Source organism: Streptococcus oricebi (genome assembly GCF_017883985.1).
In the GTDB taxonomy this organism is placed as follows: Bacteria; Bacillota; Bacilli; order Lactobacillales; family Streptococcaceae; genus Streptococcus; species Streptococcus oricebi.
Genome location: NZ_PRDG01000002.1, coordinates 268,075 through 293,402, shown reverse-complemented (window position 1 = coordinate 293,402; position 25,328 = coordinate 268,075). Strand labels below are relative to the sequence as shown.

General features: G+C 45.1%; 29 protein-coding genes. 4 read left to right on the top strand and 25 right to left on the bottom strand.

Features of this window, described 5'->3' with window-relative positions:
* Positions 1–16: 16 nt before the first annotated feature.
* The 5 genes from C4K46_RS04070 to C4K46_RS04050 all read right to left on the bottom strand — a co-directional run bounded on the left by C4K46_RS04070 (position 17) and on the right by C4K46_RS04050 (position 4,166).
* Complete coding sequence (locus C4K46_RS04070; protein ID WP_209627601.1) at positions 17–1,072, bottom strand: BMP family lipoprotein; 1,056 nt, start codon at positions 1,070–1,072, stop codon at positions 17–19.
* Between the two features lie 74 nt (positions 1,073–1,146).
* On the bottom strand, positions 1,147–1,536 hold the full coding sequence (locus C4K46_RS04065; protein ID WP_209627600.1) for a cytidine deaminase: 390 nt from the start codon (positions 1,534–1,536) through the stop codon (positions 1,147–1,149).
* The gene (gene deoC / locus C4K46_RS04060) at positions 1,523–2,185 is read right to left on the bottom strand and encodes a deoxyribose-phosphate aldolase (protein ID WP_209627599.1); all 663 of its coding nucleotides are present in this window, start codon (positions 2,183–2,185) and stop codon (positions 1,523–1,525) included. The genes C4K46_RS04065 and deoC overlap by 14 nt, the downstream gene beginning before the upstream one ends.
* 18 nt (positions 2,186–2,203) lie before the next feature.
* Entirely contained in the window at positions 2,204–3,481 is a 1,278-nt protein-coding gene (locus C4K46_RS04055) for a pyrimidine-nucleoside phosphorylase (protein WP_209627790.1), read from the bottom strand.
* Between the two features lie 97 nt (positions 3,482–3,578).
* Entirely contained in the window at positions 3,579–4,166 is a 588-nt protein-coding gene (locus tag C4K46_RS04050) for a class I SAM-dependent methyltransferase (protein ID WP_209627598.1), read from the bottom strand.
* Between the two features lie 97 nt (positions 4,167–4,263).
* On the opposite strand from C4K46_RS04050, the gene coaA reads away from it, so the two are divergent.
* The 4 genes from coaA to C4K46_RS04030 all read left to right on the top strand — a co-directional run bounded on the left by coaA (position 4,264) and on the right by C4K46_RS04030 (position 7,585).
* The gene (gene coaA, locus C4K46_RS04045) at positions 4,264–5,184 is read left to right on the top strand and encodes a type I pantothenate kinase (RefSeq protein WP_209627597.1); all 921 of its coding nucleotides are present in this window, start codon (positions 4,264–4,266) and stop codon (positions 5,182–5,184) included.
* Between the two features lie 53 nt (positions 5,185–5,237).
* On the top strand, positions 5,238–5,489 hold the full coding sequence (gene rpsT / locus C4K46_RS04040; protein WP_209627596.1) for a 30S ribosomal protein S20: 252 nt from the start codon (positions 5,238–5,240) through the stop codon (positions 5,487–5,489).
* A gap of 45 nt (positions 5,490–5,534) precedes the next feature.
* Positions 5,535–6,044 (top strand): DNA topology modulation protein, encoded by a 510-nt coding sequence (locus tag C4K46_RS04035; RefSeq protein WP_209627595.1) that lies wholly within the window; start codon positions 5,535–5,537, stop codon positions 6,042–6,044.
* Positions 6,045–6,136: 92 nt separating this feature from the next.
* On the top strand, positions 6,137–7,585 hold the full coding sequence (locus C4K46_RS04030; protein ID WP_209627594.1) for an alpha-amylase: 1,449 nt from the start codon (positions 6,137–6,139) through the stop codon (positions 7,583–7,585).
* Between the two features lie 119 nt (positions 7,586–7,704).
* Here C4K46_RS04030 and C4K46_RS10605 read toward each other — a convergent pair whose 3' ends face one another.
* The 20 genes from C4K46_RS10605 to C4K46_RS03930 all read right to left on the bottom strand — a co-directional run bounded on the left by C4K46_RS10605 (position 7,705) and on the right by C4K46_RS03930 (position 25,322).
* On the bottom strand, positions 7,705–7,929 hold the full coding sequence (locus C4K46_RS10605) for a 2-dehydropantoate 2-reductase N-terminal domain-containing protein (RefSeq protein WP_209627593.1): 225 nt from the start codon (positions 7,927–7,929) through the stop codon (positions 7,705–7,707).
* On the bottom strand, positions 7,916–8,119 hold the full coding sequence (locus tag C4K46_RS10600; protein ID WP_209627592.1) for a ketopantoate reductase family protein: 204 nt from the start codon (positions 8,117–8,119) through the stop codon (positions 7,916–7,918). Before C4K46_RS10600 ends, C4K46_RS10605 begins: the two co-directional genes overlap by 14 nt.
* Positions 8,116–9,519, bottom strand: coding sequence for a sensor histidine kinase (locus C4K46_RS04015; protein WP_209627591.1), 1,404 nt, complete (start codon positions 9,517–9,519; stop codon positions 8,116–8,118). The genes C4K46_RS10600 and C4K46_RS04015 overlap by 4 nt, the downstream gene beginning before the upstream one ends.
* Complete coding sequence (locus C4K46_RS04010) at positions 9,509–10,183, bottom strand: response regulator transcription factor (protein WP_209627590.1); 675 nt, start codon at positions 10,181–10,183, stop codon at positions 9,509–9,511. The genes C4K46_RS04015 and C4K46_RS04010 overlap by 11 nt, the downstream gene beginning before the upstream one ends.
* Positions 10,184–10,319: 136 nt before the next feature.
* On the bottom strand, positions 10,320–10,751 hold the full coding sequence (locus tag C4K46_RS04005) for a hypothetical protein (RefSeq protein ID WP_209627589.1): 432 nt from the start codon (positions 10,749–10,751) through the stop codon (positions 10,320–10,322).
* A gap of 199 nt (positions 10,752–10,950) precedes the next feature.
* A complete protein-coding gene (locus C4K46_RS04000) occupies positions 10,951–13,491 on the bottom strand; it encodes a M1 family metallopeptidase (RefSeq protein WP_209627588.1) in 2,541 nt (846 codons plus the stop codon).
* Between the two features lie 309 nt (positions 13,492–13,800).
* Entirely contained in the window at positions 13,801–14,454 is a 654-nt protein-coding gene (phoU, locus tag C4K46_RS03995; RefSeq protein ID WP_209627587.1) for a phosphate signaling complex protein PhoU, read from the bottom strand.
* Between the two features lie 33 nt (positions 14,455–14,487).
* Positions 14,488–15,246 carry a phosphate ABC transporter ATP-binding protein PstB gene (gene pstB / locus C4K46_RS03990; RefSeq protein ID WP_209627586.1) on the bottom strand — a complete coding sequence of 253 codons (759 nt, stop codon included), beginning with the start codon at positions 15,244–15,246 and terminating at the stop codon, positions 14,488–14,490.
* Between the two features lie 12 nt (positions 15,247–15,258).
* A complete protein-coding gene (pstB, locus tag C4K46_RS03985) occupies positions 15,259–16,062 on the bottom strand; it encodes a phosphate ABC transporter ATP-binding protein PstB (protein ID WP_209627585.1) in 804 nt (267 codons plus the stop codon).
* A gap of 8 nt (positions 16,063–16,070) precedes the next feature.
* A complete protein-coding gene (pstA, locus tag C4K46_RS03980; RefSeq protein WP_209627584.1) occupies positions 16,071–16,961 on the bottom strand; it encodes a phosphate ABC transporter permease PstA in 891 nt (296 codons plus the stop codon).
* Positions 16,951–17,865 (bottom strand): phosphate ABC transporter permease subunit PstC, encoded by a 915-nt coding sequence (gene pstC / locus C4K46_RS03975; RefSeq protein WP_209627583.1) that lies wholly within the window; start codon positions 17,863–17,865, stop codon positions 16,951–16,953. Before pstC ends, pstA begins: the two co-directional genes overlap by 11 nt.
* A 9-nt stretch (positions 17,866–17,874) precedes the next feature.
* Positions 17,875–18,741: a phosphate ABC transporter substrate-binding protein PstS gene (locus C4K46_RS03970; protein ID WP_338059774.1), complete on the bottom strand. Its 867-nt coding sequence runs from the start codon at positions 18,739–18,741 to the stop codon at positions 17,875–17,877.
* An 86-nt stretch (positions 18,742–18,827) separates the two neighbouring features.
* Positions 18,828–20,135: an RsmF rRNA methyltransferase first C-terminal domain-containing protein gene (locus C4K46_RS03965; protein ID WP_209627581.1), complete on the bottom strand. Its 1,308-nt coding sequence runs from the start codon at positions 20,133–20,135 to the stop codon at positions 18,828–18,830.
* Positions 20,136–20,903, bottom strand: coding sequence for an inositol monophosphatase family protein (locus tag C4K46_RS03960; RefSeq protein WP_209627580.1), 768 nt, complete (start codon positions 20,901–20,903; stop codon positions 20,136–20,138). It abuts the gene before it with no gap.
* Positions 20,893–21,171 (bottom strand): UPF0223 family protein, encoded by a 279-nt coding sequence (locus C4K46_RS03955; RefSeq protein ID WP_209627579.1) that lies wholly within the window; start codon positions 21,169–21,171, stop codon positions 20,893–20,895. Before C4K46_RS03955 ends, C4K46_RS03960 begins: the two co-directional genes overlap by 11 nt.
* A gap of 3 nt (positions 21,172–21,174) precedes the next feature.
* Positions 21,175–21,576, bottom strand: coding sequence for a Spx/MgsR family RNA polymerase-binding regulatory protein (locus C4K46_RS03950; RefSeq protein WP_209627578.1), 402 nt, complete (start codon positions 21,574–21,576; stop codon positions 21,175–21,177).
* A gap of 124 nt (positions 21,577–21,700) precedes the next feature.
* On the bottom strand, positions 21,701–22,618 hold the full coding sequence (locus tag C4K46_RS03945; RefSeq protein WP_209627789.1) for a bifunctional riboflavin kinase/FAD synthetase: 918 nt from the start codon (positions 22,616–22,618) through the stop codon (positions 21,701–21,703).
* A gap of 25 nt (positions 22,619–22,643) precedes the next feature.
* On the bottom strand, positions 22,644–23,522 hold the full coding sequence (gene truB / locus C4K46_RS03940) for a tRNA pseudouridine(55) synthase TruB (protein WP_209627577.1): 879 nt from the start codon (positions 23,520–23,522) through the stop codon (positions 22,644–22,646).
* A 49-nt stretch (positions 23,523–23,571) separates the two neighbouring features.
* Positions 23,572–24,006: a GNAT family N-acetyltransferase gene (locus tag C4K46_RS03935; protein ID WP_209627576.1), complete on the bottom strand. Its 435-nt coding sequence runs from the start codon at positions 24,004–24,006 to the stop codon at positions 23,572–23,574.
* A gap of 38 nt (positions 24,007–24,044) precedes the next feature.
* The gene (locus C4K46_RS03930; RefSeq protein WP_209627575.1) at positions 24,045–25,322 is read right to left on the bottom strand and encodes a DUF2130 domain-containing protein; all 1,278 of its coding nucleotides are present in this window, start codon (positions 25,320–25,322) and stop codon (positions 24,045–24,047) included.
* Positions 25,323–25,328: the final 6 nt, after the last annotated feature.

The following is a 25,328-nucleotide window of genomic DNA, read 5'->3' as shown; positions in this document are numbered from 1 at the left end:
TTGAGTGATATATATCTTATTCTGCCGGAACCTTGATACTTCCATCAAGAATTTTTGCTTTCGCATCCTCAACGGCTTTCTTAGCATCCTCAGAGAGGGAAGTTGTAGTCAAGTCTACACCACCATCTTTCAGACCGTAAGTAACTGTCTTCCCACCTGGGAACTTGTCTTTAGCTGTCTTGTTTGCAATATCCTTAACAGTTGCTCCAACTTGTTTTAGGGTAGAAGCTAGGACAAAGTTTGACTCTTTTCCATCTTTAGAAGTGTATTTTCCTTCGTCTTTTTGGTCGCGGTCAACACCGATTACCCAAACTTTTTCAGCTTCTGGACGAGTTTCGTTGATTGATTTTGCTTCGTTGAAGACACCTGCACCAGTACCACCAGCTACTTGGTAAACAACGTCTGCACCAGCAGCATATTGAGCAGCTGCAATGGTCTTCCCTTTAGCAGCATCACCGAATGATTCAGCATATTTAACATCAATCTTGATAGATGGATCAACAGATTTAACACCTGCCTCAAATCCTTTTTCAAAACGAGTCAAAACAGCACCCTTGATTCCACCAACAAAACCAATCATCTTGGTCTTGGTGGTCTTAGCGGCAGCAACACCAGCAAGATAAGCAGCTTCGTTATCTGCAAAGAGGGCAGAAGCTACATTGCTTTGGTCCTTGATTTCGTCGTCGATGATGACATAGTTGATGTCTGAATGGTCTTTAGCAGCAGATTCAACAGCGTTTCTCAGCGCAAAACCGATACCAAATACCAGCTTGTAGTTGCTTGAAGCAGCTTGGTCTAAGTTGTTGGTATATTCAGACTCATTGGTAGACTGGAAGTAGGTATAGCCATTGTCTTTAGAAAGACCATTATCCTTACCCCATTCTTGGAGACCCTCCCAGGCTGATTGGTTGAAGGACTTGTCATCAACACCACCAGTATCTGTAACGATAGCAGCCTTCAAATCTGTCTTGGCATTGCTATTGTCAGATTTTGATGCGCGGTTACCACATGCAGCGAGTCCGATTGCTGCGACAGCTACTAGACCTAGGCCTAGCCATTGTTTCTTGTTCATTACTGAACCTCCTAAATAAGATATGCAACCAGGGTTGCGAATTTTTAGTTTGGTCTTGGGACCAGCTTTACCAACTATTCCAAGTCAGTAAAAGAATAGGGAAGTAATTCCTTGACCGTCATCACGACCGTCGACTTATTTTTAGCGACCAGGGTCACCTTTAAATCCTGAGGGAAAAACTCTGCCATCACCTGACGACAGGCTCCACATGGAGAAATGGGCTTGTCCGTTTCTCCGTAGACAATCAGTTCTTCAAAGTCTAAGACTCCTTCAGAAACTGCCTTAAAAATGGCTGTCCTTTCGCCGCAGTTGGTCAGACCAAAACTGGCATTCTCGATATTGACACCAGTGAAAATCTGCCCCCCCTTGGCAAGCAAAACAGCTCCAATCGGAAAGTGAGAATAGGGAACATAGGCCTTCTTACTCGTTTCAATTGCTAAATCAATCAAATCAGTAGTCGCCACTAACCTTTTCTCCCTTCATAATTGCTGGGCCAGCAGAGCTTCCAATTCTAGTCGCTCCCGCCTCAATAAAGGCTAGAGCATCTTCATAAGAACGAGCTCCACCCGCTGCCTTGACCCCCATGTCGGGGCCTACTGTCTGGCGCATGAGAGCGACATCTGCAACAGTTGCTCCGCCAGTTGAAAAACCAGTAGAGGTCTTAACAAAGTCCGCTCCGGCCTTTTGGGCAACCTGACAGGCCAAAACCTTTTCCTGGTCGCTCAAGAGACATGCTTCGATAATCACCTTGACTAGCTTGTCACCACTGGCCTCTACTACCGCCCGGATATCCCTTTCCAAAAGGTCCAAGTCCTGGGATTTGAGGGCACCAATATTGATGACCATATCGATTTCATCCGCCCCTTGTTCGATAGCGTCCTTGGTCTCTAAAGCCTTGATTTCAGGTCGGTTGGCTCCCAGAGGGAAACCAACAACCGTACAAACCTTGACCCCACTTTCAGCCAAGGCCTGGGCCGCAAAGGCCACCCAGGTCGGATTGACACAGACACTGGCAAAGTTGTACTCCTTGGCCTCCTCAATCAGCTGAACAATCTGCTCACTTGTAGCATCGGGCTTTAAAAAGGTATGGTCGATATATTTATTTAATTTCATCTTCGTCTCTCCTAAAAGTTAAGCGATTACTTCAATGATTTCACTTACTTTTTTCGGCTCATTACTTATTTTAACATTTTTTTTGAATTCTGTAACTAGTTCTTGGGAAATTTTTTGGTTGGCATAGATTTTGGCCAACAGCTCGCCAGCGGCGACTTTTTCACCAACTTTTTTCTCAAAAACAATCCCAGTTTCAAAATCCAAATCGTCTGACTTCACAGCCCGTCCAGCTCCCAATCTCATGGCAAAAAGACCAAATTCCATGGCTGGCAAGTCAGCGATATAGCCAGTCTCATCCGCCTTAATTTCTAAGACAAATTCCGCCTGGGAAGGCCGGTACAAGTCTTGCAAGTCACCCCCTTGGGCCTCAACCATTTCTTCAAACTTTTTCAGGGCTGAACCATCCAAAAGGTGGCTATGAACTTCTTCTAGACTAACTTCCAGATCAGCTAGACCCAGCATGATTTGGGCCAGGCGGCAGATAAAGTCACTAATATCCTCGCGCCCCTTACCCTGCAAGATTTCCAAAGCCTCTAGAATTTCCAAGCGATTACCGATTGCCCGCCCCAAAGGCTGACTCATATCGGTAATGACCGCAACGGTCTTGCGCCCAACAGCCTTACCTAAATCAACCATGGTCCGAGCCAAGACTCTAGCATCTGTCAGATTCTTCATAAAGGCCCCCTCGCCTACTGTCACGTCCAGTAAGATACTGTCTGCACCGGCAGCAATCTTCTTACTCATAACCGAGCTAGCGATTAGGGGAATGGTATCAACAGTTGCTGTTACATCGCGCAGGGCATAGAGGAGCTTGTCTGCCTTGACCAACTGATCTGACTGGCCGATGACAGAGAGCCCCAGCTCTTGGACCTGCTTGATAAAGTCCTCTTGGTTCCGCTCTACCTCAAAGCCCTTAATTGACTCTAGCTTATCAATTGTCCCACCAGTATGGCCCAGGCCTCGACCACTCATTTTAGCAACTGGAACACCGAAACTAGCTACCAAAGGAACTAAAATCAAGGTCACCTTATCTCCTACCCCTCCGGTAGAATGCTTGTCTACCTTGATGCCAGCTATTTCAGATAAATCAATCTGCTCACCCGTTCCCACCATGGTCATGGTCAAGTCAGAAATTTCTCTAGTGGTCATTCCCTTAAAATAGACAGCCATGGCAAAGGCCGACATTTGATAGTCTGGGACCTGACCCGCCACATAGCCCTCAATCAGCCATTTAATCTCCGCGCTAGACAGCTCTAGGCCGTCCCGCTTTTTTTGAATAATATCAACTGCCCGCATTTCTTCTCTCAAATCCTTCCTTCATGATTCGTAAATTGCCTACTGCTCCCTTTTTCTACTTAGACAAAGATTGTTTTTTAGAGCAAATAACCCACATTCACTTTTGGCTCTGCAAGATATAGTAGCCCTTGTCTTTTTTTAAGACCTGGCAGTCACCAAAGACCTCTTCCATCTTGCTTTTAGCGCTAGGTGCTCCCTGCTTTTTTTGGATAACGATAGTCAAATCACCACCAGTTACTAAATGGTCATAAGCAGAGGAAATAAGCTGGTGGACTACCTGCTTACCCGCCCGGATAGGAGGGTTGCTGATGATGTGCTGAAACTGCCCTTCAACCTCTGAATAGAGATTTGACTGAAAAATTTGAGCTTCAATATGATTATTTTCAGCATTTTTTCTAGCCAAGTCTAGGGCCCGCTGATTGACATCAACCAGGGTTGCCACCACTCCTTGGGCTTTGACCAAGGTCAAGGCCAAGGGGCCGTAACCACAACCCACATCTAAAAGACTCTCCCCTTCTTTAAAATCCAGGCAAGAAAGCAGGACCTGACTACCATAGTCAATCATCCTCTTACTAAAGACTCCGGCATCAGTCAAAAAGGTCAGCTCCTGACCCAGAAGTTGGACCCTTAATTGGTGAATATCGTGCTTTGCGTCCGGATTTTCTGCGAAATACATTTTACTCATAAAACTATTTTATCATATTCATCTAGCTTTTGTAAATCGTTTACATTCTCTTATTAGATATGCTATACTAGGTAGTTAGATAGGAGTGTAGTGTAAGATGACCAACGAATTTATTCACTTTGACAAAATCAGTCGTGAGACCTGGCAGAATTTACATCGAAAGGTACCAGCTCCCCTGACTGCCCAGGAACTTAATTCTATTAAAAGTTTTAATGATGAAATCAACCTCCAAGATGTTGTTGAGGTCTATCTCCCCCTGACCTACCTGATTCAAATCTACAAGCGGTCCAAGGAGGATTTGGCCTTTTCTAAGGGAATCTTCCTACAAAAAAATCTAAAAAAACGGCCCTTTATCATCGGTATTTCAGGTAGTGTGGCCGTCGGCAAATCAACAACTAGCCGGCTCTTGCAAATTCTACTATCCAGGACCTTTGAAGAAGCCAAGGTGGAATTGGTTACCACAGACGGTTTTCTCTACCCCAACGCCCTTTTAGAAGAAGAGGAACTCTTACAACGCAAGGGCTTTCCAGAAAGTTATAATATGGAGCTCCTCCTCGACTTTCTGGATCATCTGAAAAATGGGCAAAACTACCAAATTCCTGTCTATTCACATGAGATTTACGATATTGTCCCAAATAAGACCCAAAAAATCGAGGCGGCAGACTTTGTCATTGTCGAGGGAATCAATGTCTTTCAAAATCCACAAAATGAGCGATTATATATGACCGACTACTTTGACTTCTCTATCTATGTAGATGCCGAAGTCCAAAATATCGAAACTTGGTATCTGGACCGCTTTACCAAATTGCTGGACTTGGCCAAGGATAATCCTGACAACTACTACCACCACTTTACTCAAAAACCTCTAGAAGAGGTCATTGACTTTGCCCGCAAGGTCTGGCAGACTATCAACCTAGTCAATCTGAAAAACTATATCGAGCCCACCCGCAATCGGGCCGAGTTAATTTTACATAAGGCTGCCAATCATGAAATTGACGAAATTTATCTAAAAAAATAATTTAGGCTTGTCAAACACGACTTTTTCAAGTATAATGAGATAGTTAGTATTAAATGGAGGTGAAAAACTTGGCAAACATTAAATCAGCTATTAAACGCGCTGAATTAAACGTTAAACACAACGAAAAAAACTCAGCTCAAAAATCAGCTATGCGTACTGCAATTAAAGCATTTGAAGCAAACCCAACTGAAGAACTTTTCCGCGCTGCTTCTTCAAGCATCGACAAAGCAGAAACTAAAGGTTTGATTCACAAAAACAAAGCAAGCCGCGACAAAGCACGTCTTGCAGCAAAACTTGCAAAATAAGCTCTATGGAGCTTTTTTTCTTGCTCTGAAAAGGAAAAGATTTTTATGAAAATCGTTATTATTGGCTACTCTGGCTCAGGCAAATCAACGTTAGCGAAAAAACTTGCTCAGCATTACTCCATTCCTAAACTTCATTTGGATACCCTGCAGTTTAAAGCAAACTGGGAAGTCAGTGAGCGCGAAGATATGGAGAATAAGGTTGGCGATTTTTTAAGTAAAAATACTCATTGGGTTATTGACGGTAACTATTCTTGGTGCCATTATGAAAAACGGATGGAGCAGGCTGACTTGATTATCTTTATGAACTTCAATCGCTGGAACTCCCTCTATCGAGTGATTAAACGTTACCTTAAATATCGCGGGAAAGTTCGTGAAGACATGGCAGCTGATTGCCCCGAAAAACTAGATTGGGAGTTTATTCGTTGGTTTTTAAGAGACGGACGAAAGAAAACTGCTCGTGAGCGTTATGCAAAAGTATGTCAGACCTATGCAGATAAAATTACCATACTACATAACCAAAAGGAACTGGATCGTTTCACAGAAAACCTAAAGTAGTCACGGCATTTTATCCAGCACAAAGTTTTTCCAAACTTTCTTCCACAATTTTTGGTAAAATGTTAGCAAGAATTTTGAAAGAGGTTTTAGCTATGGAAAATCAAACTTTATTTCAAGCCTTTGAATGGTATTTACCCGACGACGGTCAGCACTGGACGCGGCTCGCAGAAGCGGCACCTGATTTGGCAGCCAAGGGGATCAGAAAAATCTGGCTACCTCCTGCTTTCAAGGGAACTGGTAGTAACGATGTCGGCTACGGCGTTTATGATCTGTTTGACTTGGGTGAATTTGACCAAAAAGGAACTGTTCGCACCAAATACGGCAGCAAGGACCAATATCTCCAGGCTATCGCTGCCCTCAAAGAAAACGGCATTGAACCCATCGCTGATGTCGTCTTAAATCACAAGGCAGCCGCGGATTACACCGAAACCTTTACAGTTGTCGAAGTGGCAGCTGACGACCGAACGCAAGTGCTTTCTGAACCCTTTGAGATTGAGGGCTGGACCCATTTCACCTTTGAAGGACGTCAGAAAACCTACAATGACTTTGATTGGCATTGGTACCACTTCACTGGTACCGACTACGATGCCAAGAGCCAAAAGTCTGGTATTTACCTCATTCAGGGAGACAATAAGGGCTGGGCTAGCGATGATTTGGTTGATACCGAAAATAAAAACTACGACTATCTCATGTATGCTGACCTTGATTTCAAGCACCCTGAGGTCGTCCAAAATATCTACGATTGGGCGGATTGGTTTATCGAGACCACTGGTATTCACGGCTTCAGGCTGGATGCAGTCAAGCACATTGATTCCTTCTTTATGAAAAATTTTATCCGCGACATCAGTCAAAAATACGGCCAGGATTTCTATGTCTTTGGTGAATTTTGGAAGGGTGATAAGACTGCTAACGATCTCTATCTTGAAAAAACCGACTACCAAATCGACCTGGTCGACGTCAAGCTCCACCAGAATTTCTTTGATGCTGGAAAAGCTGGAGCTGACTATGACTTGCGGACTATTTTTGATGGGAGCTTGGCTCAAAACCATCCTGAATCAGCCGTTACTTTCGTAGATAACCACGATACCCAAAGGGGACAGGCTCTAGAGTCTACTGTGGAGGAATGGTTCAAGCCGGCTGCCTATGCCCTGATTTTGCTGCGAGAGGCTGGACTGCCTTGTGTCTTTTATGGAGACTACTATGGAATTAAGGGGGACTATGCCCAGACTGACTTTAAAGAAGTTTTGGACAAGCTACTAGACATCCGCCTTAATCTGGCCTACGGGGAAGAGAGAGACTACTTTGACGACCCCAACTGTATCGGCTGGACCCGTCTCGGGCAAGAAAACGCTCAACCAATCGCGGTTCTTCTAAGCAATCATTCTGCTAACAGCAAACGCATGTTTGTCGGTGAAAATCGGGCTGGGCAAGAATTCTCCGATTACTTGGGCAACTGCTCTGACACCGTCACTATTGAGGCGGACGGCTGGGCAGATTTCCCCGTCAATGAAGGATCACTAAGTGTCTGGTCTGTAAAATAAGACAATTTATTTCCTTATCTTATGCCATCTTGAATAAAAAAAGACAAACCAGAATAACATCTAGTTTGTCTTTAATCTGAGAACTTCCTTAATGGGAAGTTCTTTTTTGTAGATACGTTTCAATAAAAGGTTGATAAGATTGCCAGATAGGCATAGGGAAAAGCCAGCAAGTAGTCCTCTTGGGCAAAATAAGGAGCCAGCTTCCTATCAATATCCCAGTTATTTTGTAAAATCAGGATTTGTCCAGAAGCCTTGGCTTGCGCAAGGTCTGCCGCTGCCTCTTCTAGCTGCTTGCTATTGACGGTCAAGAAAATAAAATCATAATCCTGCTCAACTTTGCTCACTAGTCGTGGCTGAAAAAGATATTCTTGGTATTCCTGCTCTCTTTCGCAAATCCTTCAAAAACAGGCGGAAACCCGCCTGATATTTTTTCAATTTTTGCTCACGCACCAAGACATCAACTTCATTCTTTCTCGACAAGAGCCAAGCGTAAGTCAGCCCGATCGTCCCTGCACCATAAATCAATACTTTCATCGGCTATTTCTTTTCTTATTATTTTTACTATCCATTTTGATAGCAATCTTTACCTCAAAGATGGTACCCTTGGGGCGATTGTCCTTGACCGTAATGGTCCCTTTGAGGGCATCAGCGATTTGCTTGGCTAGAGACAGGCCCAGCCCAAAGCCCCCTTTTTGTCGGGTCCGGGCCTTATCTACCCGATAAAAACGATCAAAGATTTTCTTCTTGTCCTCGGCTCCAATCCCTGGTCCATTATCCGCCACACTCATAAAGAGGTAGCGTTCATTGGCTGTAATGGTAAAGGAGATTTCTCCATCGTCTTCGGTATATTTAACTGCATTATCAAAAAGGATAGTCATCAGCTGCTTGAGCAGGGTGCTATCGGTCTTAATCATCTGGCGCACCCGGTTTTCATAATGAAAAACCTTGCCATTTTCTGAAGCGATAATGGCATAGTTGGCAAAGGTGGTCTCAAAAAAGCTGGGCTCAATATCGGTAATTTCAGCCTTGATTCCATCGTCCCTGCGGGCCAGGTTGAGGAGGTTGGTCGTCAGCATCCGCATATTTCTGACCTCCTCTAGGCTGGATGCGATATTTTCACTGGTGTCCATAATGGTTGCCTCAGGCTTACGAAAGAGGGTTTCCAGACGATTTTGCAGAACGGCCAAGGGGGTCCGCAGCTCATGGCTAGCATTTTCCACAAAGGCCTTCTGCTTTTGCATACTCTCTAGGAGGGGCTTGACACTCACTCTGGCCTGATAGATACTTGCAACAATGGAAATCAGCCAGAAACTAATCATCACGACCACGATTAACTGTTCATGGCTCTGGCTGGTCTGCTCCAGCTGATTGATGTTAATCAAAACGGCCGCATACTTGACACTGGGAATGTCGTTGCTGGGGTCAATATCAAAGAGCAACATCCGGTAGGTTTCTTCCTGACCATAGCTATTGCTGACCTTGACCTGGCTGATTTGATTGAGCTTTTTCTTATCAAATTCAATCTTATCTAGACCTAGAAAATTGTCTCCTGTTGTGATTTGTTTATAATTTTCGTCAAATAAAATGGCTTCTGTATTGGCACTGACACTGGGTTTGTTCTGGCCGTCTGGCTCCCCTTCGGCCTGATGGGTTTTATCAGCAGGACCTGAACTCTTGTCGGTTTGATTATTATTTTGTGGGCTGGCCACATTGTGCTCCAGGCCCACAGCCCTGGTGAGGGCCAAGTTTAAAACAGAGGCTGGACTTTGACTGAGCCGCGTCAAATTATCATCAACGGTTGTATAGAGCCCTGAACGCATAACCTGGATAATCAAGAGGGTCATGGCTGAAAAAATCAGGGTAAACACGCCAAAATAGCGAATGAAATAGGAAAAATCATCCGCATATAAGGTCTTTTTAAGTTTATTCAGCATCTTTCAAAATGTAGCCGACACTACGAAGGGTTTGTAAATTCTTCGCAAAAGTCGTTCCTTTCAGTTTTTTGCGAATTTTCGACACATAGACTTCTACGACTGAGATAGTTGTATCGCTATCAAAGCCCCATAACCGGTCAAAAATCTGGGTTTTTGGTAGGATAACATTTTGATTTTGTAGGAAGTAAACTAATAAATCAAATTCTTTTCCTAGCAATTCAACCGCTTTCCCATCTACTAGGGTCGCATTGGTCGATAAATTGACCTTGACTTGACCGTAAGAGAGGGTGTTTTCATTGAACTTACCTGAACGTTTGAGCAAGGCCTGAATCCGCATTTTTAACTCTTCCAAATAGAAAGGTTTGGTCAGATAGTCATCTGCCCCTAATTCAAAACCATGCCCCTTGTCGTCCAAGCTTTCCTTGGCTGTCATGATAAGGACTGGAGTGGTGACTCCCTTGGCCCGCAAATCTTTCAAGACCTGGAAACCGTCTTTTTCTGGCAACATGAGGTCCAGCAGAATCAAGTCATAGACTCCACTTTCGGCTTCGTAAAGCCCCTCTTCACCATCAAAGACCTGCATAACATCTGCAAAATCATCCAAAAAGTCAAATACTGAATTTGAGAGCCCTAGGTCATCTTCAACTAATAAAATCTTAATCATATCTTTCTCCTTCCAATCTCAGAAAGCAGCTCGCTTTCTACCTATCTAGAACTTGGAAATCCCTTTGCTAGAGAGCTAAAACTAGCTCCAGCTGAAATTTCTTCTTTTCTATTATATCATGACTTAGCCTAAATTCTTAAGAATTTGTTGTCTTTGATTGATTATTTTCTTGAGAATTGTCCTCTTTTGTTGTTCCATCGGCATTGGCAGGTTTCTTATTTTTACTTCTGCCACCTTCTGGACCAGCTTGGTTTCCATTTCCTTGGGGAGGCATATTGCCATTGCCAGGGCCCATATTACCTTCTCCATTAAAGTCTTGAGGAGGACGATTTCCTGCTCCTGGTCCTGCTTGATTTTGTCCGTTTTGATCCTGTGGTCCATTATTATTGACCTGGCTAGGGTTGCCTGCTTGAACAGCCTGCTGTTGACTTCTCACAGTCACTGCTCCCAGGCTAAAACCTCCAGCCAAACCAAGAGCCAGAGAAGTTCCAGCTACTAGACTGAGCCACCACTTAGGGCTTCTCTCTACTACGACCATTTTTTCATTATTTACTTTTTCTTTAGACATTCTGTTATTTTTCCTGCTTTCTATTTTTTTATGATTTTTTCTAGGGCTATTCTACTAGCTAGGGTGAATTTCTCAATCTCACCTCATCACATCCTTTCTTTAATATAATACTATCTTATCCGTCTTTTCTTAAACAGTGCTCAATTTTTTCTTAAAGGATGCTAAAAGAAAAGAACTGGCCAAACCAGTTCTTTTTCTCTTAGATAGTAGCCTGGATAGCTTCTTGGACAGCGGCTTTTTCACGCTCAATCAGCTCAACCCGGGCAGCAATTTCCTTGATTCCCATGCTGATGTTGCGGCTAATGGACAAATCAGATAGTTGAGGCTCAAAGAAGGCCTTAAATTCTGCTAATTTTTCAGCTGTTTTAAAGACATTGGCTGGATAGATAACAAAGCGGTCAAAGCTCATATCGCCACCCAAGGTTGCCTTAATCCAGTTCCAATTTTCCTTACTCCAGCTCCAAACCCTGTCCTGGGCGAAATCTTGGCGGAGGAAGTTGAAATACCAGCTAGCCAGGTCTTGAGGTTTTACGATTTCCTTATCTTGCCACTTGACTAGGAGGTCTTCCAGGGTGCTCTTGTCCTTGGTTTGGGAGAGGGCACCTAAAATCTGCATCTTAAAGGCCACATCTGTCGTTTGAACATAGGTATCTAAGTAAAGTTCGGTCAGAGCCTTGCTTTCATGATGCTTGACTTGGTTGGCCAGGACCTGACCACGAATGGCTGCTGGTAATTTCTCCAGCTGGTTCTGGTAGTGGTCAAAGATTTGGCTGGCCTTTTTAGAAGCTCTTTCGTCATCCGCATGAATCATCTGAGCAACAACTACTTGCCGGACCAATTCGTCCTCATCGCTTTCACCAGCCTTCTTCTCAAAGCCTAGTCGATCAAAGTTATGCTGATTCAAACGGATAGTCAAGTCTTTAAAGGCTGCTTCTGCTGGACTTTCAGGATCTAAGAAGCGCTCGATAGCTGCCAGGGTTTGGGCCAGGGCATTGACTACCATATTTGACTCTTCCTTAGCTAGTTTTCCGAGAACAGGCAGAAGCTCTGCATAAGAGATTTGGCCACTTTCAGCCAAGAGCCTGCGCTCTTGCACTACTTGGAGCTTGCTGGTATTGTCCAGCTGGTCTAGGTTTTCCAGGAGGTCATCTAGAATCTGACCTTGATAATTGGTGATGTAGTGGGCTGTATTTTCGGTATTAAAGCGAAGGGCGCCCTTGTTTTGGGCTGCGAGAGCGCTATAATTTGGAATTTCCAGACTTTCACTGGTCAGGGTATCAGGCAGGCCAGTCCAGTTGCTATTGAGCGGAATGGGCCAGATGCGTCCCTTGTCCTCATGTTCCCCGATGAAGAATTGTTTTTGACTCAACTTCAGAGTATCATTTTCCAGGCTGACATTCAGGACAGGATAGCCAGGCTGTTCCAACCAGGCATCCATAAAGCCAGCCACATCACGATTGGAGCTAGTGCTCAAGGCTTCCCAGAGGTCTAAACCAACGGTATTGCCATACTGGTGCTTTTGGAAATAGGCATGAAGCCCCTTAGCAAAGGCTTGATCGCCCAACCAGCGGCGCAGCATATGCATCAGGCGGCTTCCCTTGGCATAGACGATAGCCGCATCAAAGAGGGTGTTGATTTCGTCTGGGTGCTTAACCTCGACATGGACGGATTGGACGCCGTCTGTGGCATCACGTTTGAGGGCATGGGGTGCTCCAGTGGTTTGGAAATCTTCAAAAATCTTCCAGTCAGGCTCAATCGCATCAACTGCCACATACTCCATCATGTTAGCAAAACTTTCATTGAGCCAGAGATCGTCCCACCATTTCATAGTAACCAGGTTACCGAACCATTGGTGGGCCAATTCATGGGCCACAACTAGGGCTACAATTTGCCGGTTGGCAACTGTTGAGTTTTCGTCGACCAAGAGATAGATTTCACGATAGGTAACCAGACCCCAGTTTTCCATGGCACCTGATGAAAAGTCTGGAAGGGCCACTTGCAAGGCCTGAGGAATGGGGTATTTGACCCCAAAGTAGTCCTCGTAAAAGTCAATGACTCGCACAGCAATATCTAGGGCAAACTCTGAATTAGCCAAAGGATGAGCCTTGGTCGAATATACTCCGACCAGGGTCCCATTTTTGGTTTTCTTGGTTAAGCCCTGCAATTCTCCTGCTGCAAAAGCCAGAAGGTAAGAGGACATGCGTGGTGTGGTAGCGAACTTCCAAATCCCTGTCTTTTTACGATTTTCAACCTCAATCTCAGGCATGTTTGATAGGGCCACATCTCCCTCTTCCTGGTCGAATTTCAGAGACAAATCAAAGGTGGCCTTGGCTTCTGGCTCATCGACACTTGGAAAGGCCTCCCGGGCAAAGTGGCTCTCAAACTGGGTGGAGAGGACTTCCTTTTTTTGCCCATCTACTGTATAGTAGGAGGGATAAATACCGGTCATATTATCCGTAATCTTTCCCGTGAACTGGACCAGTAAGGTCACTGGACCGCTGCTGGCTAGCTGGATATGGAGGGCTTCTGCTGGGTCGTCCACTTGAAAGTCACAATCCTTACCTGCCACTTGAACCGACTGAATGGTCAAATCCTTCTGATGGAGGGAAATCTTACTATCCTTAGCCAGACCACTTAGACTGACCCGCCCTGAGAAAGTTTTTTCTTTTCGATTTAAGTCCAGAAAAATATCATAATGCTCTGGAACAAAAGTATCAATAAAACGTGCAACTGCCTGCATGATTATCTCCTTTAATTATAGTTCTTTTATCCTTTCTATTTTAACATAAAAATCCAAGAAGATAAAAAAGAAACTAAAAGAAGGAGGCCGCCATCCTCGGACTTGACTTGGCGTCTGGCTTTTTATGAGCAGGATATGTTAGCCTTGCTAACACAAACGGATTAGTAAGGCTTGCTTTCAGGTCGGACTTAGCCTACTTCTAGCTTGGATTGTAACTGACTTCTTAGAAACAAATAGGCCCCGCCCGAAAATCAGGCGAGACATGTATTATCTATTTGTATTTTAAATCATGGTTGGGCTAAGCTGGGCTTATAATTCAATAATTTTTCCTGTTTCAAAGTAGACAACCCATTCACAGATATTTTTAGCATAGTCCCCAATCCGCTCTAGGTAGGAGATGACTTGGAAATAATCGCGTCCAGTCACGATAGCTTCTGGATTGTTTTTGATTTCCTCGGTTGCTAGTTCTCGAATGCGGTCAAAGTATTCGTTGATTCGCTCGTCCTGGGCTGCAACAGCATAGGCTTGGTCGGTATTGCCTGACAGATAAAGGTTAAGGGCCTCTTCAACAAAGTTCTTTACTTCCCGGCCCATCTTACTAATCTCATCTTCGACAGACTTGATGCGCAATTCCCCCTTCATGCGGATAGCGGCCTGGGCGATTGAAACAGCATGGTCGCCCATTCTTTCCAAATCGCTACTAGCCTTAAGAACAGTGATTACTGTCCGCAAGTCCTGAGAAACGGGCTGTTGGAGGGCGATGATTTCTAGCGATTTCTTTTCAAGTTTGATTTCGTATTCATTTACATCAGCATCATCATTGATGACTTCCTTGGCCAACTCCCGATCGTGTGAGACAAAGGCCCGGACGGTCCGATTGATTTGCGAGAGGACTTCATTTCCCATCGCATAGAATTGATTATGAAGTTTCTCTAATTCCTCTTCAAATTGTGATCTAAGCATATTCTTTCCCTTTCTGATAATAAGTCTTGGCTCTTAACCAAATTTTCCGGTGATATAATCCATGGTCTCTTCTCTTTCTGGACTGAGGAAGATGGTCTTGGTCAGGTTGTACTCAACCAGATTGCCATCTAAAAAGAAACCGGTTCGGTCAGATAAACGCGAAGCTTGCTGCATGGAGCGAGTTACCAAGACCATGGTATATTTTTCCTTCAAGCCGTAAAGTGTCTCTTCAATCTTGCCAGCAGAAATAGGGTCCAAGGCCGAAGTTGGCTCATCTAGTAGGATAATCTTGGGGTCAGTTGCCAGGACCCGGGCAATACAGACCCGCTGCTGTTGCCCTCCAGAGAGACCCAGGGCTGAGTCGTGCAAGCGATCCTTGACCTCATCCCAAATGGAAGCTCCTTTAAGAGAATACTCCACTGCCTCGTCTAAGACCTTCTTATCCTTGATGCCCTTGAGACGTAAGCCATAGACAACATTTTCATAGATAGACATAGGAAAGGGATTGGGCTGTTGAAAGACCATGCCGATTTCCTTACGCAAGTCAACCACATCTGTCCTAGGGCTATAAATATTGTGGCCATTATAGCTGATGGCCCCGGTCAGGGTGACTTCTGGATTGAGCTCGCCCATTCGATTGACTGCCCGAATTAGGGTAGACTTGCCCGATCCTGAAGGACCAATCAAGGCCGTAATTTCATTAGGATAGAAGTCGATAGACACTTCATTGAGCGCTTTTTTATTATTGTAATAAACTGATAAGTCTTTTACCTGTAAAATAGGTTCTGTCATCTTCTATCCTTCCTAACCAAAACGACCCGATACATAATCACTGGTAGATTGTAATTGTGCGTTTTGGAAAATTTTCTTGGTCGCATCGTACTCGATTAAATCCCCCAGGTAGAAAAAGGCGGTGTAATCACTCGAACGGGCTGCCTGTTCCATACTGTGGGTCACGATGATGATGGTGTAGTCCTTCTTCAACTCTGCCATGGTTTCTTCCAGCTGCATGGTCGCAATCGGATCCAAAGCCGAAGCCGGCTCATCCATAAGGAGGATGTCTGGCTTGACAGAGATAGCCCGCGCGATACAGAGCCGCTGTTGCTGCCCGCCTGACAAAGTCAGAGCTGACTTATGCAAGTCGTCCTTGACCTGGTTCCAAAGGGCAGCCTGCTTGAGCGAGGTCTCGACAATCTCGTCTAATTTAGCCTTGTCTTTGACACCTGCTCTTTCATGGGCGAAGGTAATGTTCTTATAAATAGACTTGGCAAAGGGGTTGGGTCTTTGAAAGACCATGCCGATATGCTTGCGCATTTCGTAAACGTTGATTTCTGGGCGATTGATATCGATTCCCTCATACCAAATCTCGCCAGTTACCCTAGCAATATCAATCGTATCATTCATCCGATTTAGACTGCGTAGATAGGTGGACTTGCCTGAGCCCGAAGGGCCAATCAAGGCCGTAATTTTATTTTTTTCAAACTGCATATCAACGCCCTTAATCGATTCATTGCTACCGTAGTAGACATGGAGATTCTTGGTTGATAGGGCAACTTTTTCCTCGGGAATGCTGATGATATGCTTTTCATCCCAATTATATTTTGACATGATGGCTCCTATTTTTTAGCAGATGTTAATTTTGCATGTAGTTTATTTCCGAGAGTCCGGGCTGATAGGTTAAAGATGAGGATAAAGATTAAGAGCACTGCGGCACTACCAGCAGAGACCGCAACGGCATCAGGGATAGTCCCCTCACTATTGACCTTCCAAATGTGGACAGCCAGAGACTCAGCCTGACGGAAAATCGAAATGGGGCTGGTGACACTGAAAATATTCCAGTTGGACCAGTCAAGGGCTGGAGCTGATTGCCCAGCTGTATAGATCAAGGCTGCCGCCTCACCAAAAATCCGCCCAGAAGCTAGGACAATCCCTGTGATAATCCCAGGCAGGGCCTCAGGTACAACCACATGCTGGACCGTTTCCCAGCGAGATAGACCCAGGGCCAAGCCCGCCTCACGTTGGGTATGATGGACCGTCCGCAAGCTATCCTCAATGTTTCGGGTCATCTGGGGCAGATTAAAGACTGTCAAGGCCAGGGCCCCTGAAATAATCGAGAAACCATATTGAAACTGGACAACGAAAATCAGATAACCAAAGAGTCCCACTACTACTGAAGGCAAGGAGGACAAGATTTCGATACAGGAGCGGACAAAGCTAGTCACCGGTCCTTTCTTAGCATACTCAGCCAAGTAGATTCCCGCTCCAAGAGAGAGGGGAATGGAAATGATTAGAGTGATAACCAGAAGGAAAAAGGAATTATAGAGCTGGATTCCAATCCCTCCTCCTGCCTGATAAGAAGAAGACTTACCAGTCAAGAACTTCCAGGAAACATGGGGCAGGCCCCTTACCAATATATAAAGGATTAAGGCTGCCAGAATGGTGACGATAATCCCTGCAATCGCATATAGAACACCCGTAGCTAATTTATCCGTTTTTTTAGCGTTCATAATTTCTCTTACCTTCTCTTGTGATGAATTTAATGGCAGAATTAAAGGCCAGACTCATTAAGAGCAGAACCATAGCCAAGGACCAGAGGACATTATTATCCACTGTTCCCATAACGGTATTTCCAATTCCCATAGTCAGAATAGAGGTTAGGGTGGAGGCTGGTGTTGTCAAGGAAGTCGGCAAGACCGCTGAATTTCCGACCACCATTTGGATAGCCAAGGCCTCACCAAAGGCCCGTGCCATGCCAAAGACTACAGCCGTGAAAATACCAGATTTGGCTGCATTTAAAACGACCCGCCAAATGGTCTGCCAGCGAGTGGCACCCATGGCATAAGAGGCCTCACGATAGTGCCTAGGAACAGCTCTGAGGGCGTCTGTTGTCATAAAGGTAACGGTCGGTAAAATCATGACAAAGAGGACGAAAATCCCTGATAAAATCCCAAAACCAGTTCCTCCAAAAATGGAGCGGACAAAGGGAACGATGACCTGCAGACCGATAAAACCATAAACAACAGAAGGAATTCCTACCAACAGCTCAATGGCCGGTTGGAGAATTTTTGCCCCCTTAGGAGAGACCTCGGTCATAAAGACCGCTGCCCCAATGGCAAAGGGAGTCGCAATCAAGGCCGATAAAATGGTGACGATAAAGGAGCCTAAAATCATGGGTAAGGCACCATAAGCTTTAGCTGATGGATTCCACTTTTGACCAAAGAGAAAGCTAAAGACATTGACCTTGTTGACAGTGACGGTGGAAATTCCTTTAGAAATAACAAAAATCAAAATCATGAAAACGATAAAGACAATCAAACAGAGACTTAATAGGGTAATCGTTTTACCGAATTTTTCCAATCTAGAATTTTTTGAAGGTGATACAAGCTTCTTAGCTAGTTCTTGATTTTTCATGTTTCTCCCTTACTTAACAGTTACATTACCGTCAGCATCCTTGCTGACCTTCATATCGTTAATCGGAATATAGCCCATCCCTTTAATGACCCCTTTTTGGACCTGATCAGAGAGGACATAGTCCAGAAAGTCCTTGGTCAATTCGGTCGGCTCTCCCTTGGTGTACATGTGCTCGTAAGACCAGAGGGGCCAATCATTAGTCGTAACATTCTCAGCAGTTGGTTTAAAACCATTCAACTGAATCGTCTTGACCGACTTATCAACGTAGGCAAAGGCTAGGTAGGAAATGGCGCCTGGAGTTTGAGCAACGATAGACTTGACCATGCCATTAGAGTCCTGCTCCTGGCTTTGAATGGGACTAGCCCCCTTCATCACCGTCGTATCAAAGGTTGCTCGAGAACCTGAACTGGCTGCCCGGTTGATAATGGAAATTTCCAAATCCTTGCCGCCCAGCTGCTTCCAGTTGGTAATCTTGCCTGTAAAAATCCCTTGCAACTGCTCGAGGCTGATATTTTTTACATCGACCTGCTTGTTGACAATGACTGCTAGCCCAGCCACGGCTACCTGATGATCCACCAGCTGGTCGGCCGCAATACCCTCTTTTTCTTCAGCAAAAACGTCGCTGTTCCCGATTTGGACTGCCCCCGACTGGACCTGGGAAAGTCCAGTCCCTGAGCCTCCTCCTTGGACATTGACAGTCTTGCCCATGTTTTCACTGGAAAAATCATCTGCTGCCGCTTCGACTAGGGGCTGCAAGGCGGTTGAGCCAACCGCAGTGATAGACTCCCCTCGATCAATCCAGGCTGCACAGCCAGACAGACCCAGCAGCGATAGAGCAAAGACGGCAAATAAGCTTCGTTTATATCTTTTTTTCACTTTTTGTCTCATTTCCAATTTTCTTTCCTTTTGAAGGCTTTCACATCTTCCACTATACCATAGATAAAGGCTTTTGAAAAGATGTTTTATGACTTAAAACGCAGGCCCTTGGGAAAATAATTTTTCAGGGTCTGATTGGCTACTTTGGCAAAGCCTAGACCATTGCCCCCGGCAAGAATTTGGTACCAACCGTTGGGTGTTTTCTTTTTTAAAGGCAGGCTTTCTCCGGCCACATACTTTTGAAAGTCCTCTTCGGTCAACGAGAAACTCTCCTTGACCTGGCTGGGTTTAAGGCTAAGCCCCAAAGCAAAGCTAGGTTCAAAACGTTTCTTCTTAAAAGTCCCTAAATGTAGACCGTTACGGGCTATCTTTAACTTGGAGACATCTGGCAGACCTAGCTGCAATAGATAGAGTTCCTGACCAAAGGTCTCTAGCACCCCTTCTAAATCGACCTTCAAGTGTCCCTTAGCAAAATCTTTCCATAAGGCCAACTGCTCGGGATTGAGGTTTGATTTAGCGGGCCTAAACTTCCCAGAAGGATTATGACCTAAAAAGCGGAACTTGGCCACGAACTGCCCCTCTCCCTTGAAATGATGGGGGTACATTCGCCCCGTCTGAGCCAGGCCTAGACCTTGACTCATACCATTGATTTTGGGCAAATCCAACAATTCTAGCTCATAATTTTCTAATAACCAGTTTACAATTTCTTCGTTTTCTTCCGGTGCCCAGGTGCAGGTCGAATAAACCAATTCTCCCCCCTCAGCCAACATCTTGACGGCCTCTTCTAAGATTTCTCTTTGAAGCTTGGCGCATTGACTAGGATAGTCCAGGTCCCAATAGTCCATAGCATCGGGTTGTTTGCGAAACATCCCCTCACCTGAACAAGGGGCATCTAAAACAATCAAGTCGAAATAGCCCTTAAAAACCTGAGCCAATCTTTGGGCCGACTCATTGGTCACCAGGACATTATTGGCCCCAAAGCGCTCTATATTTTCCACTAAAACCTTGCTGCGCTTTTTGCTGATTTCATTAGCAACTAAGAGGCCTGTATTAGCTAAATACGATAGAAGATGGGTTGATTTTCCTCCCGGAGCTGCTGCTAGATCCAAGACCTTGGAGCCCTTTTTAGGCTGGGCTAGCTGACCCACCATTTGGGCTGCCGGCTCCTGGGAATAGACCAGACCTGTCACATGCTCAATCGACCTACCAGACACCTTACCATAATAGCCCCAATTAGTCTGGGGAATGGGATGTTCAAAGGTCTGCTGGACTTCCTTGAGAGGATTGACCCGAAAGGCTGATTCTGCTTCTAAGTCAAAACTAGCAAAAAAAGAACTAGCCTCCGCTCCCAAAAGTTGCTTGTACTTGTCTTCAAATCCTTCTGGAAACTGCATCTAGTCCTCCTTTTTGATATAGTTTTTAAATTCACTTATTTTTTCCTTAGGCAGCATAATAACTCCTTGACGAGTCTGGAAGTCTGGCCTTTCTCCATCAAAGGTTAGGAGACAATAGCCCAACTTTTCCCCCATAACTGCTGCTGCCGCATAGTCCCAAGGCCAGATATAGGAGAGATAGGTCAGCAACTGGCCTGATAAGACCTTGGAAAAACTAATTCCAGCACTACCATATACCCTGACACCCAAGGTTTCCTTGGCCAAGTCAGCGACTCCCCAGTGATTGCTCTCCAGCATGCCTGCATTGGCCGCCAATAAAAAGTCAGACAAGGGTTTGTTTTGAAAAGGAGGCAGCTTTTTTTCATTACAATAAACGTCAAATCTACCACCACCATGGTAGATTTCCCCACGGCTGACATCGTAAATAATCCCGAATTGTCCCACACCATCCTCAAAGTAGGCCAGCATAATGGCATAGTCCCTTCTTTGGGTGACAAAGTTTGTAGTCCCATCAATCGGGTCAATAATCCAGACCGGGCCCTGGTCAATCTGATGGCGCAAGCCCTTTTCTTCTGCCAAGATTCCATCCTGGGGATAGCGGGCCAAAATCCGCTCCACCAAAAAGTCCTGGACTTCCTGGTCTAGTTGGGTCACCAAGTCGGTCGGACCAGACTTGGTCTCCACCTTGAAACAATGGTCCTGGTGGTCCAAAAGATAAGCGCCAGCCTGATAGACCAAGTCCCTAGCAAAGGCAAATCTATTTTCCAAGAGAAATCATTCCTTTCTCCTTACTTTTGGCCGCTTGCACAGCCCGATAAAGAGAGTAGCCACTAGCCCGTTCAAACTCACGGTCCAAGCGCTTTTCCTCTGCCTTACTGGGCACGACCTCTTTAAAAGCCGCATAAGAGACCAACAATTTCTCGGCTGCTAGCTTATCCTCATAGGCCGCCTCAACATGATTGAAAAAAGAAAGCACTGAAGCAAGCTCTTCAGTGCTCCACGATAAATCTAGTGGGTAACTATAATTTTTATTCATACTTTACTCAATTTCAGCTTTTAGGGTTGCATTTCGCAGCTCTTGCTGGCGATAACTGCGCGGTAAAAAAGCACGGATTTCATCTTCATTAAAACCGATTTGCATTCTCTTGCCGTCTAGAATAACTGGCCGCCGCAAGAGGCTCGGATTTTCCTCAATGAGTCGAATCAACTCCGAGATAGATAAACTTTCTACATCCAAGTCTAATTTTTGAAAGATTTTTGAACGAGTTGAAATAATATCATCGGTCCCATTTTCAGTCAGCGACAAGATATGCTGTAACTCGGGCGCCGACAAGGGACTGGTCATGATATTGTGCTCTTTAAAGGGGACATCATGGTTTAACAACCAAGCCCGCGCCTTGCGGCAACTGGTACAACTCGGTGATAAAAATAATGTAATCATGCTTTTCTCTTCTTCATTGTTAATAACTATTTCTATTATACTAAATTTTATGAGACTTGACTAGCACTTTCTGACATTTCTCATTATTCTTTAAAGGAAAAGCCGGGAAGAATCCCTTACTTTCCTAATTTTTCCACTGCCTTGCAAACTTTTCATCTGCTTCTAGTTGTTCTACCAGGGCCTCCACACTATCAAATTTTACCATATCCCGAATCTTATCCAACCAAAAGACCTGGATGGTATCTCCATAAATATCCTGAGAGAAATCAAAAATATTAGCTTCAAAGCGTAACTCGGTCCCCTCAAAGGTCATGTTCTTTCCAACGCTGGCCATACCGCGATAAAGTTTGCCATCATGCTCCACTTCAACCACATAGACCCCGTCTGCCGGTAAAATCACCCGATCCAAGGGAGCAAGATTAGCCGTAGGAAAACCAATTGTCCGCCCACGCGCATCTCCATGGACCACCATGCCCCTGGTGGATAAGGGATGACCCAATAACTTGGCCGCTTGAGCCACCTGCCCTGCCAGAATGGTCTGGCGAATCCGAGTGGAGCTCACCTTTTCACCCTGCTCGGTCACAGCTGGAACCACTACAAAGGGACCAGAAAAATATGTCGCCAAATCCTCAACACCCTTGCAGTCTGAGCCAAAGTGATAGTCAAAACCAGCCACCAAGGCCCTAGCCTTTAGTCTTTTCACATACTTATCAAAAAACTCCTGGGCCGTATGCCGGGCAAAACGACTGGTAAAATCAATCAAATAGAAATAGTCTACCCCTAAATCAGCCAACTGTGCTGCCCGCTCCTCGGGCGTGGACAGGTGCAAAAGCAAGTCCGGCTTATAACGAACAAAGGCCAACTTAGGCGACTCAGGAAAGGTCAATAGGGCAATCTTTAAGCCCTGCTCCTTGGCTAATTTTCTAGCTTCTGCAAACAGGGCCCGATGCCCCTGATGAAGGCCGTCAAAATAGCCCAAGACCAAGACCGTATCCTCCACCTGTTCAATATCATATTCATTTTTTATTCTAATCGTTTTCATCATCTACCTATTTTATCATAAAATATCAGAGAAAGACCTTTTTAGGCTTGTAATCGGAACCCCTTTTTTCTAAAATGGCAACCAGGCGCTCCTGATAAAAAGCAGCTAAGAGTGGAGCTGCTGAGGACCATTGAATAAAACGACCAAAGCCAACTTCCTGCAGGTCCTGCTCTGACAAGTCAATCCTTTCCAAATCACCAATTCCCAACTCCAAGGGTTGTAGGAAAGATTGATCCTCCTTATCCATTTGCTCTGCAATTTGAGCGAGGGTCAAGGAGTTAGCCAAGTCCATACCAGCCGCCTTGGTCCGTGTCAAGTGTGACATGTGGCTAGCATAGCCCAGCTTTTGGCCCACATCAACAGACAAGGTGCGAATGTAAGTCCCCTTGCTGCATTTGACCCGAAAGCTGAAGAAAAGACAATCCTCCCTATAGGTAAGAGGACTGGTCCGCTCAAAAGAGTAAATGGTCACCTGCCGCTCGGGACGCTCCACTTCCTGCCCTGCTCGAGCGTATTCATAGAGCTTGCGCCCGTCCACCTTGACCGCTGAGTACATGGGGGGAATTTGCGTGATTTGACCAAGGAAAGATTGCAAAGCAGCGTCCACTGCGCTTTCTTCGATAGCTTGACTCACAGGTGTTTTCTCAACAAGCTCACCACTGGCATCTTCTGTTGTCGTCGAAAAACCAAGGCAAATTTCGCCCTCATAGACCTTGCCTTCCTCTTGCATATATTCAATTAAGCGGGTCGCCTTACCGACCGCAATGGGCAAAACCCCGACCACATCAGGATCTAGCGTACCACCGTGCCCAATCTTTTTGGTCCCCAAAATCTTGCGTAGCTTAAAAACCACATCATGCGAGGTCATCCCCGCCTCTTTTTTCAAGTTGATAATTCCGTTCATGGTAGTATTATAGCATATTCAGATAAGAAAAAGAACAGACGGAAACCGCCTATTCTTCAAGATATAGTCCAAAGCCAGTCGTGACTTTTTCAAAGCCAAATTTTTCGTAAAAGCGATAAGCAACTTGCCTGTCAACCCCAAGTCCGCTATTGAGAGTCAGGGCTTTGACTCTATTTTGCTCTGCGATTTTCTTCAACTCATTCAGCAAGGCAGTCCCAATGCCTTTTCGACGGCTCTCCTGACGGACAGACAAGGCAAGAATACGAAAATAGCTTCCCTCATCTTCAAAGAAACATAATTGCACATAGCCTAAAAATCCAAGAATTTCCTCCTTCTCCTCGGCGACTAAACAGCCATAAGTAGAATTTGACAAAATATTTTCCAAACGCTGGCTCAGTAATTTCTGTGTCGTTGGATAGCCCAAATCCTCATAAAGCGGAAGCAAGGCGGATACATCTGCCAAACTTGCCTGTCTAATTTTCATAAGCTTTTCCTATCTTTAAAATAGCAATTAAGAGCTTCCTACTCCCCCTTCAAGGCCTCAAACTTCTTTTTCATGGTTGGGTTTTTGCGGGTCAGTTTTTTAACGGAGACATCGTCCAGCTTGTTATTGGCCAGACGCAGCTGATTTTCACTGGTGAGCAGGGCCGACTTGACCGCTTCCATCCGCTTGATTGCCTTGTCAATCTCATCAATCGCTTTGCCAAAGTTGGTGCTGGCTGAATTGTAATTTTTGGCAAAGGCGACCTTGAAGGTCTCTAAATCTTCCTCAAAATGGGTAATATCAATATTTTGCTCCCTAACCAGGGCCAGTTCCTGCTTGTATTTAAGCGAGTTAAGGGCTGCATTTCGTAAAAGTCCAATCAGCTGGATAAAGAACTGGGGCCGGACAACATACATCTTTTGGTATTCATGGCTGACATCCACAATCCCCGTGTTAAAGTAGTCGTTGTCAGCTTCCAACATGGTAACAAGCACAGCGTATTCACATTTCTTCTCGCGCCGGTCCTTGTCCAATTCCTTATAGAAATCACTGTTTTTATGCTTGGTCTTGGTTGTATCGGCCTCATTTTTCATCTCAAACATAATGGAAATGATTTCAACACCATTTTCATCAAGCTCACGGAAAATAAAATCTCCCTTGGAGCCCGAAGCGCTCGACACCTCATTATCCTTGCCAAAATAAGCGCGGGGAAAGGCATAGGAACGTACCTTGTTGAACTCGCTCTCGGCGTATTGCTCCAAGCTCTCACCGATAGCCTTGGTTGATTGCTGGGCCTTAAAATTCTTGTAAAACTCTACCTGCTCATTAGCGGCTTTCAGCTGGGCCTCATAATTTTGCTTGACCGAGGACAAGGACAGCTCATTTTCGGTCGACTGCAAACGGAGCTGATTTTTAGCCTCATCCCGCTCCTTTTCAAGAGAAGCCAGCGATTTTTGCAGTTGATTTTCATGTTCCAAACGGAGGGTCTCAAGCTGGTTTTCCAGCTTTTGCACTTCCTTATCCTTATCCAGCAAGCGTTGCGCCAAGTCTTGCTCCACCTCTTTTTTGAGCAATTCTTTCTCGGTCGCAAAGGCTTCAATCTGGTGCTGCAAATCCGCAATTTCCTGTGATTTTTCAGCAAGCAAGGCCTGTTGCTCGTTGGCTGCCTTTTGCTGAGCCAAAGCCAACTCCTGCTCCAAGCGGGCATGGATTTCACTCTCAAACTCACTGGTGCGCACCTGCGCTAAAAGCTCGCTGTACTGCGTTTCATTTACCGTAAAAATCGTCCCACAATGGGGGCATTTAATTTCGTTCATGGGCTA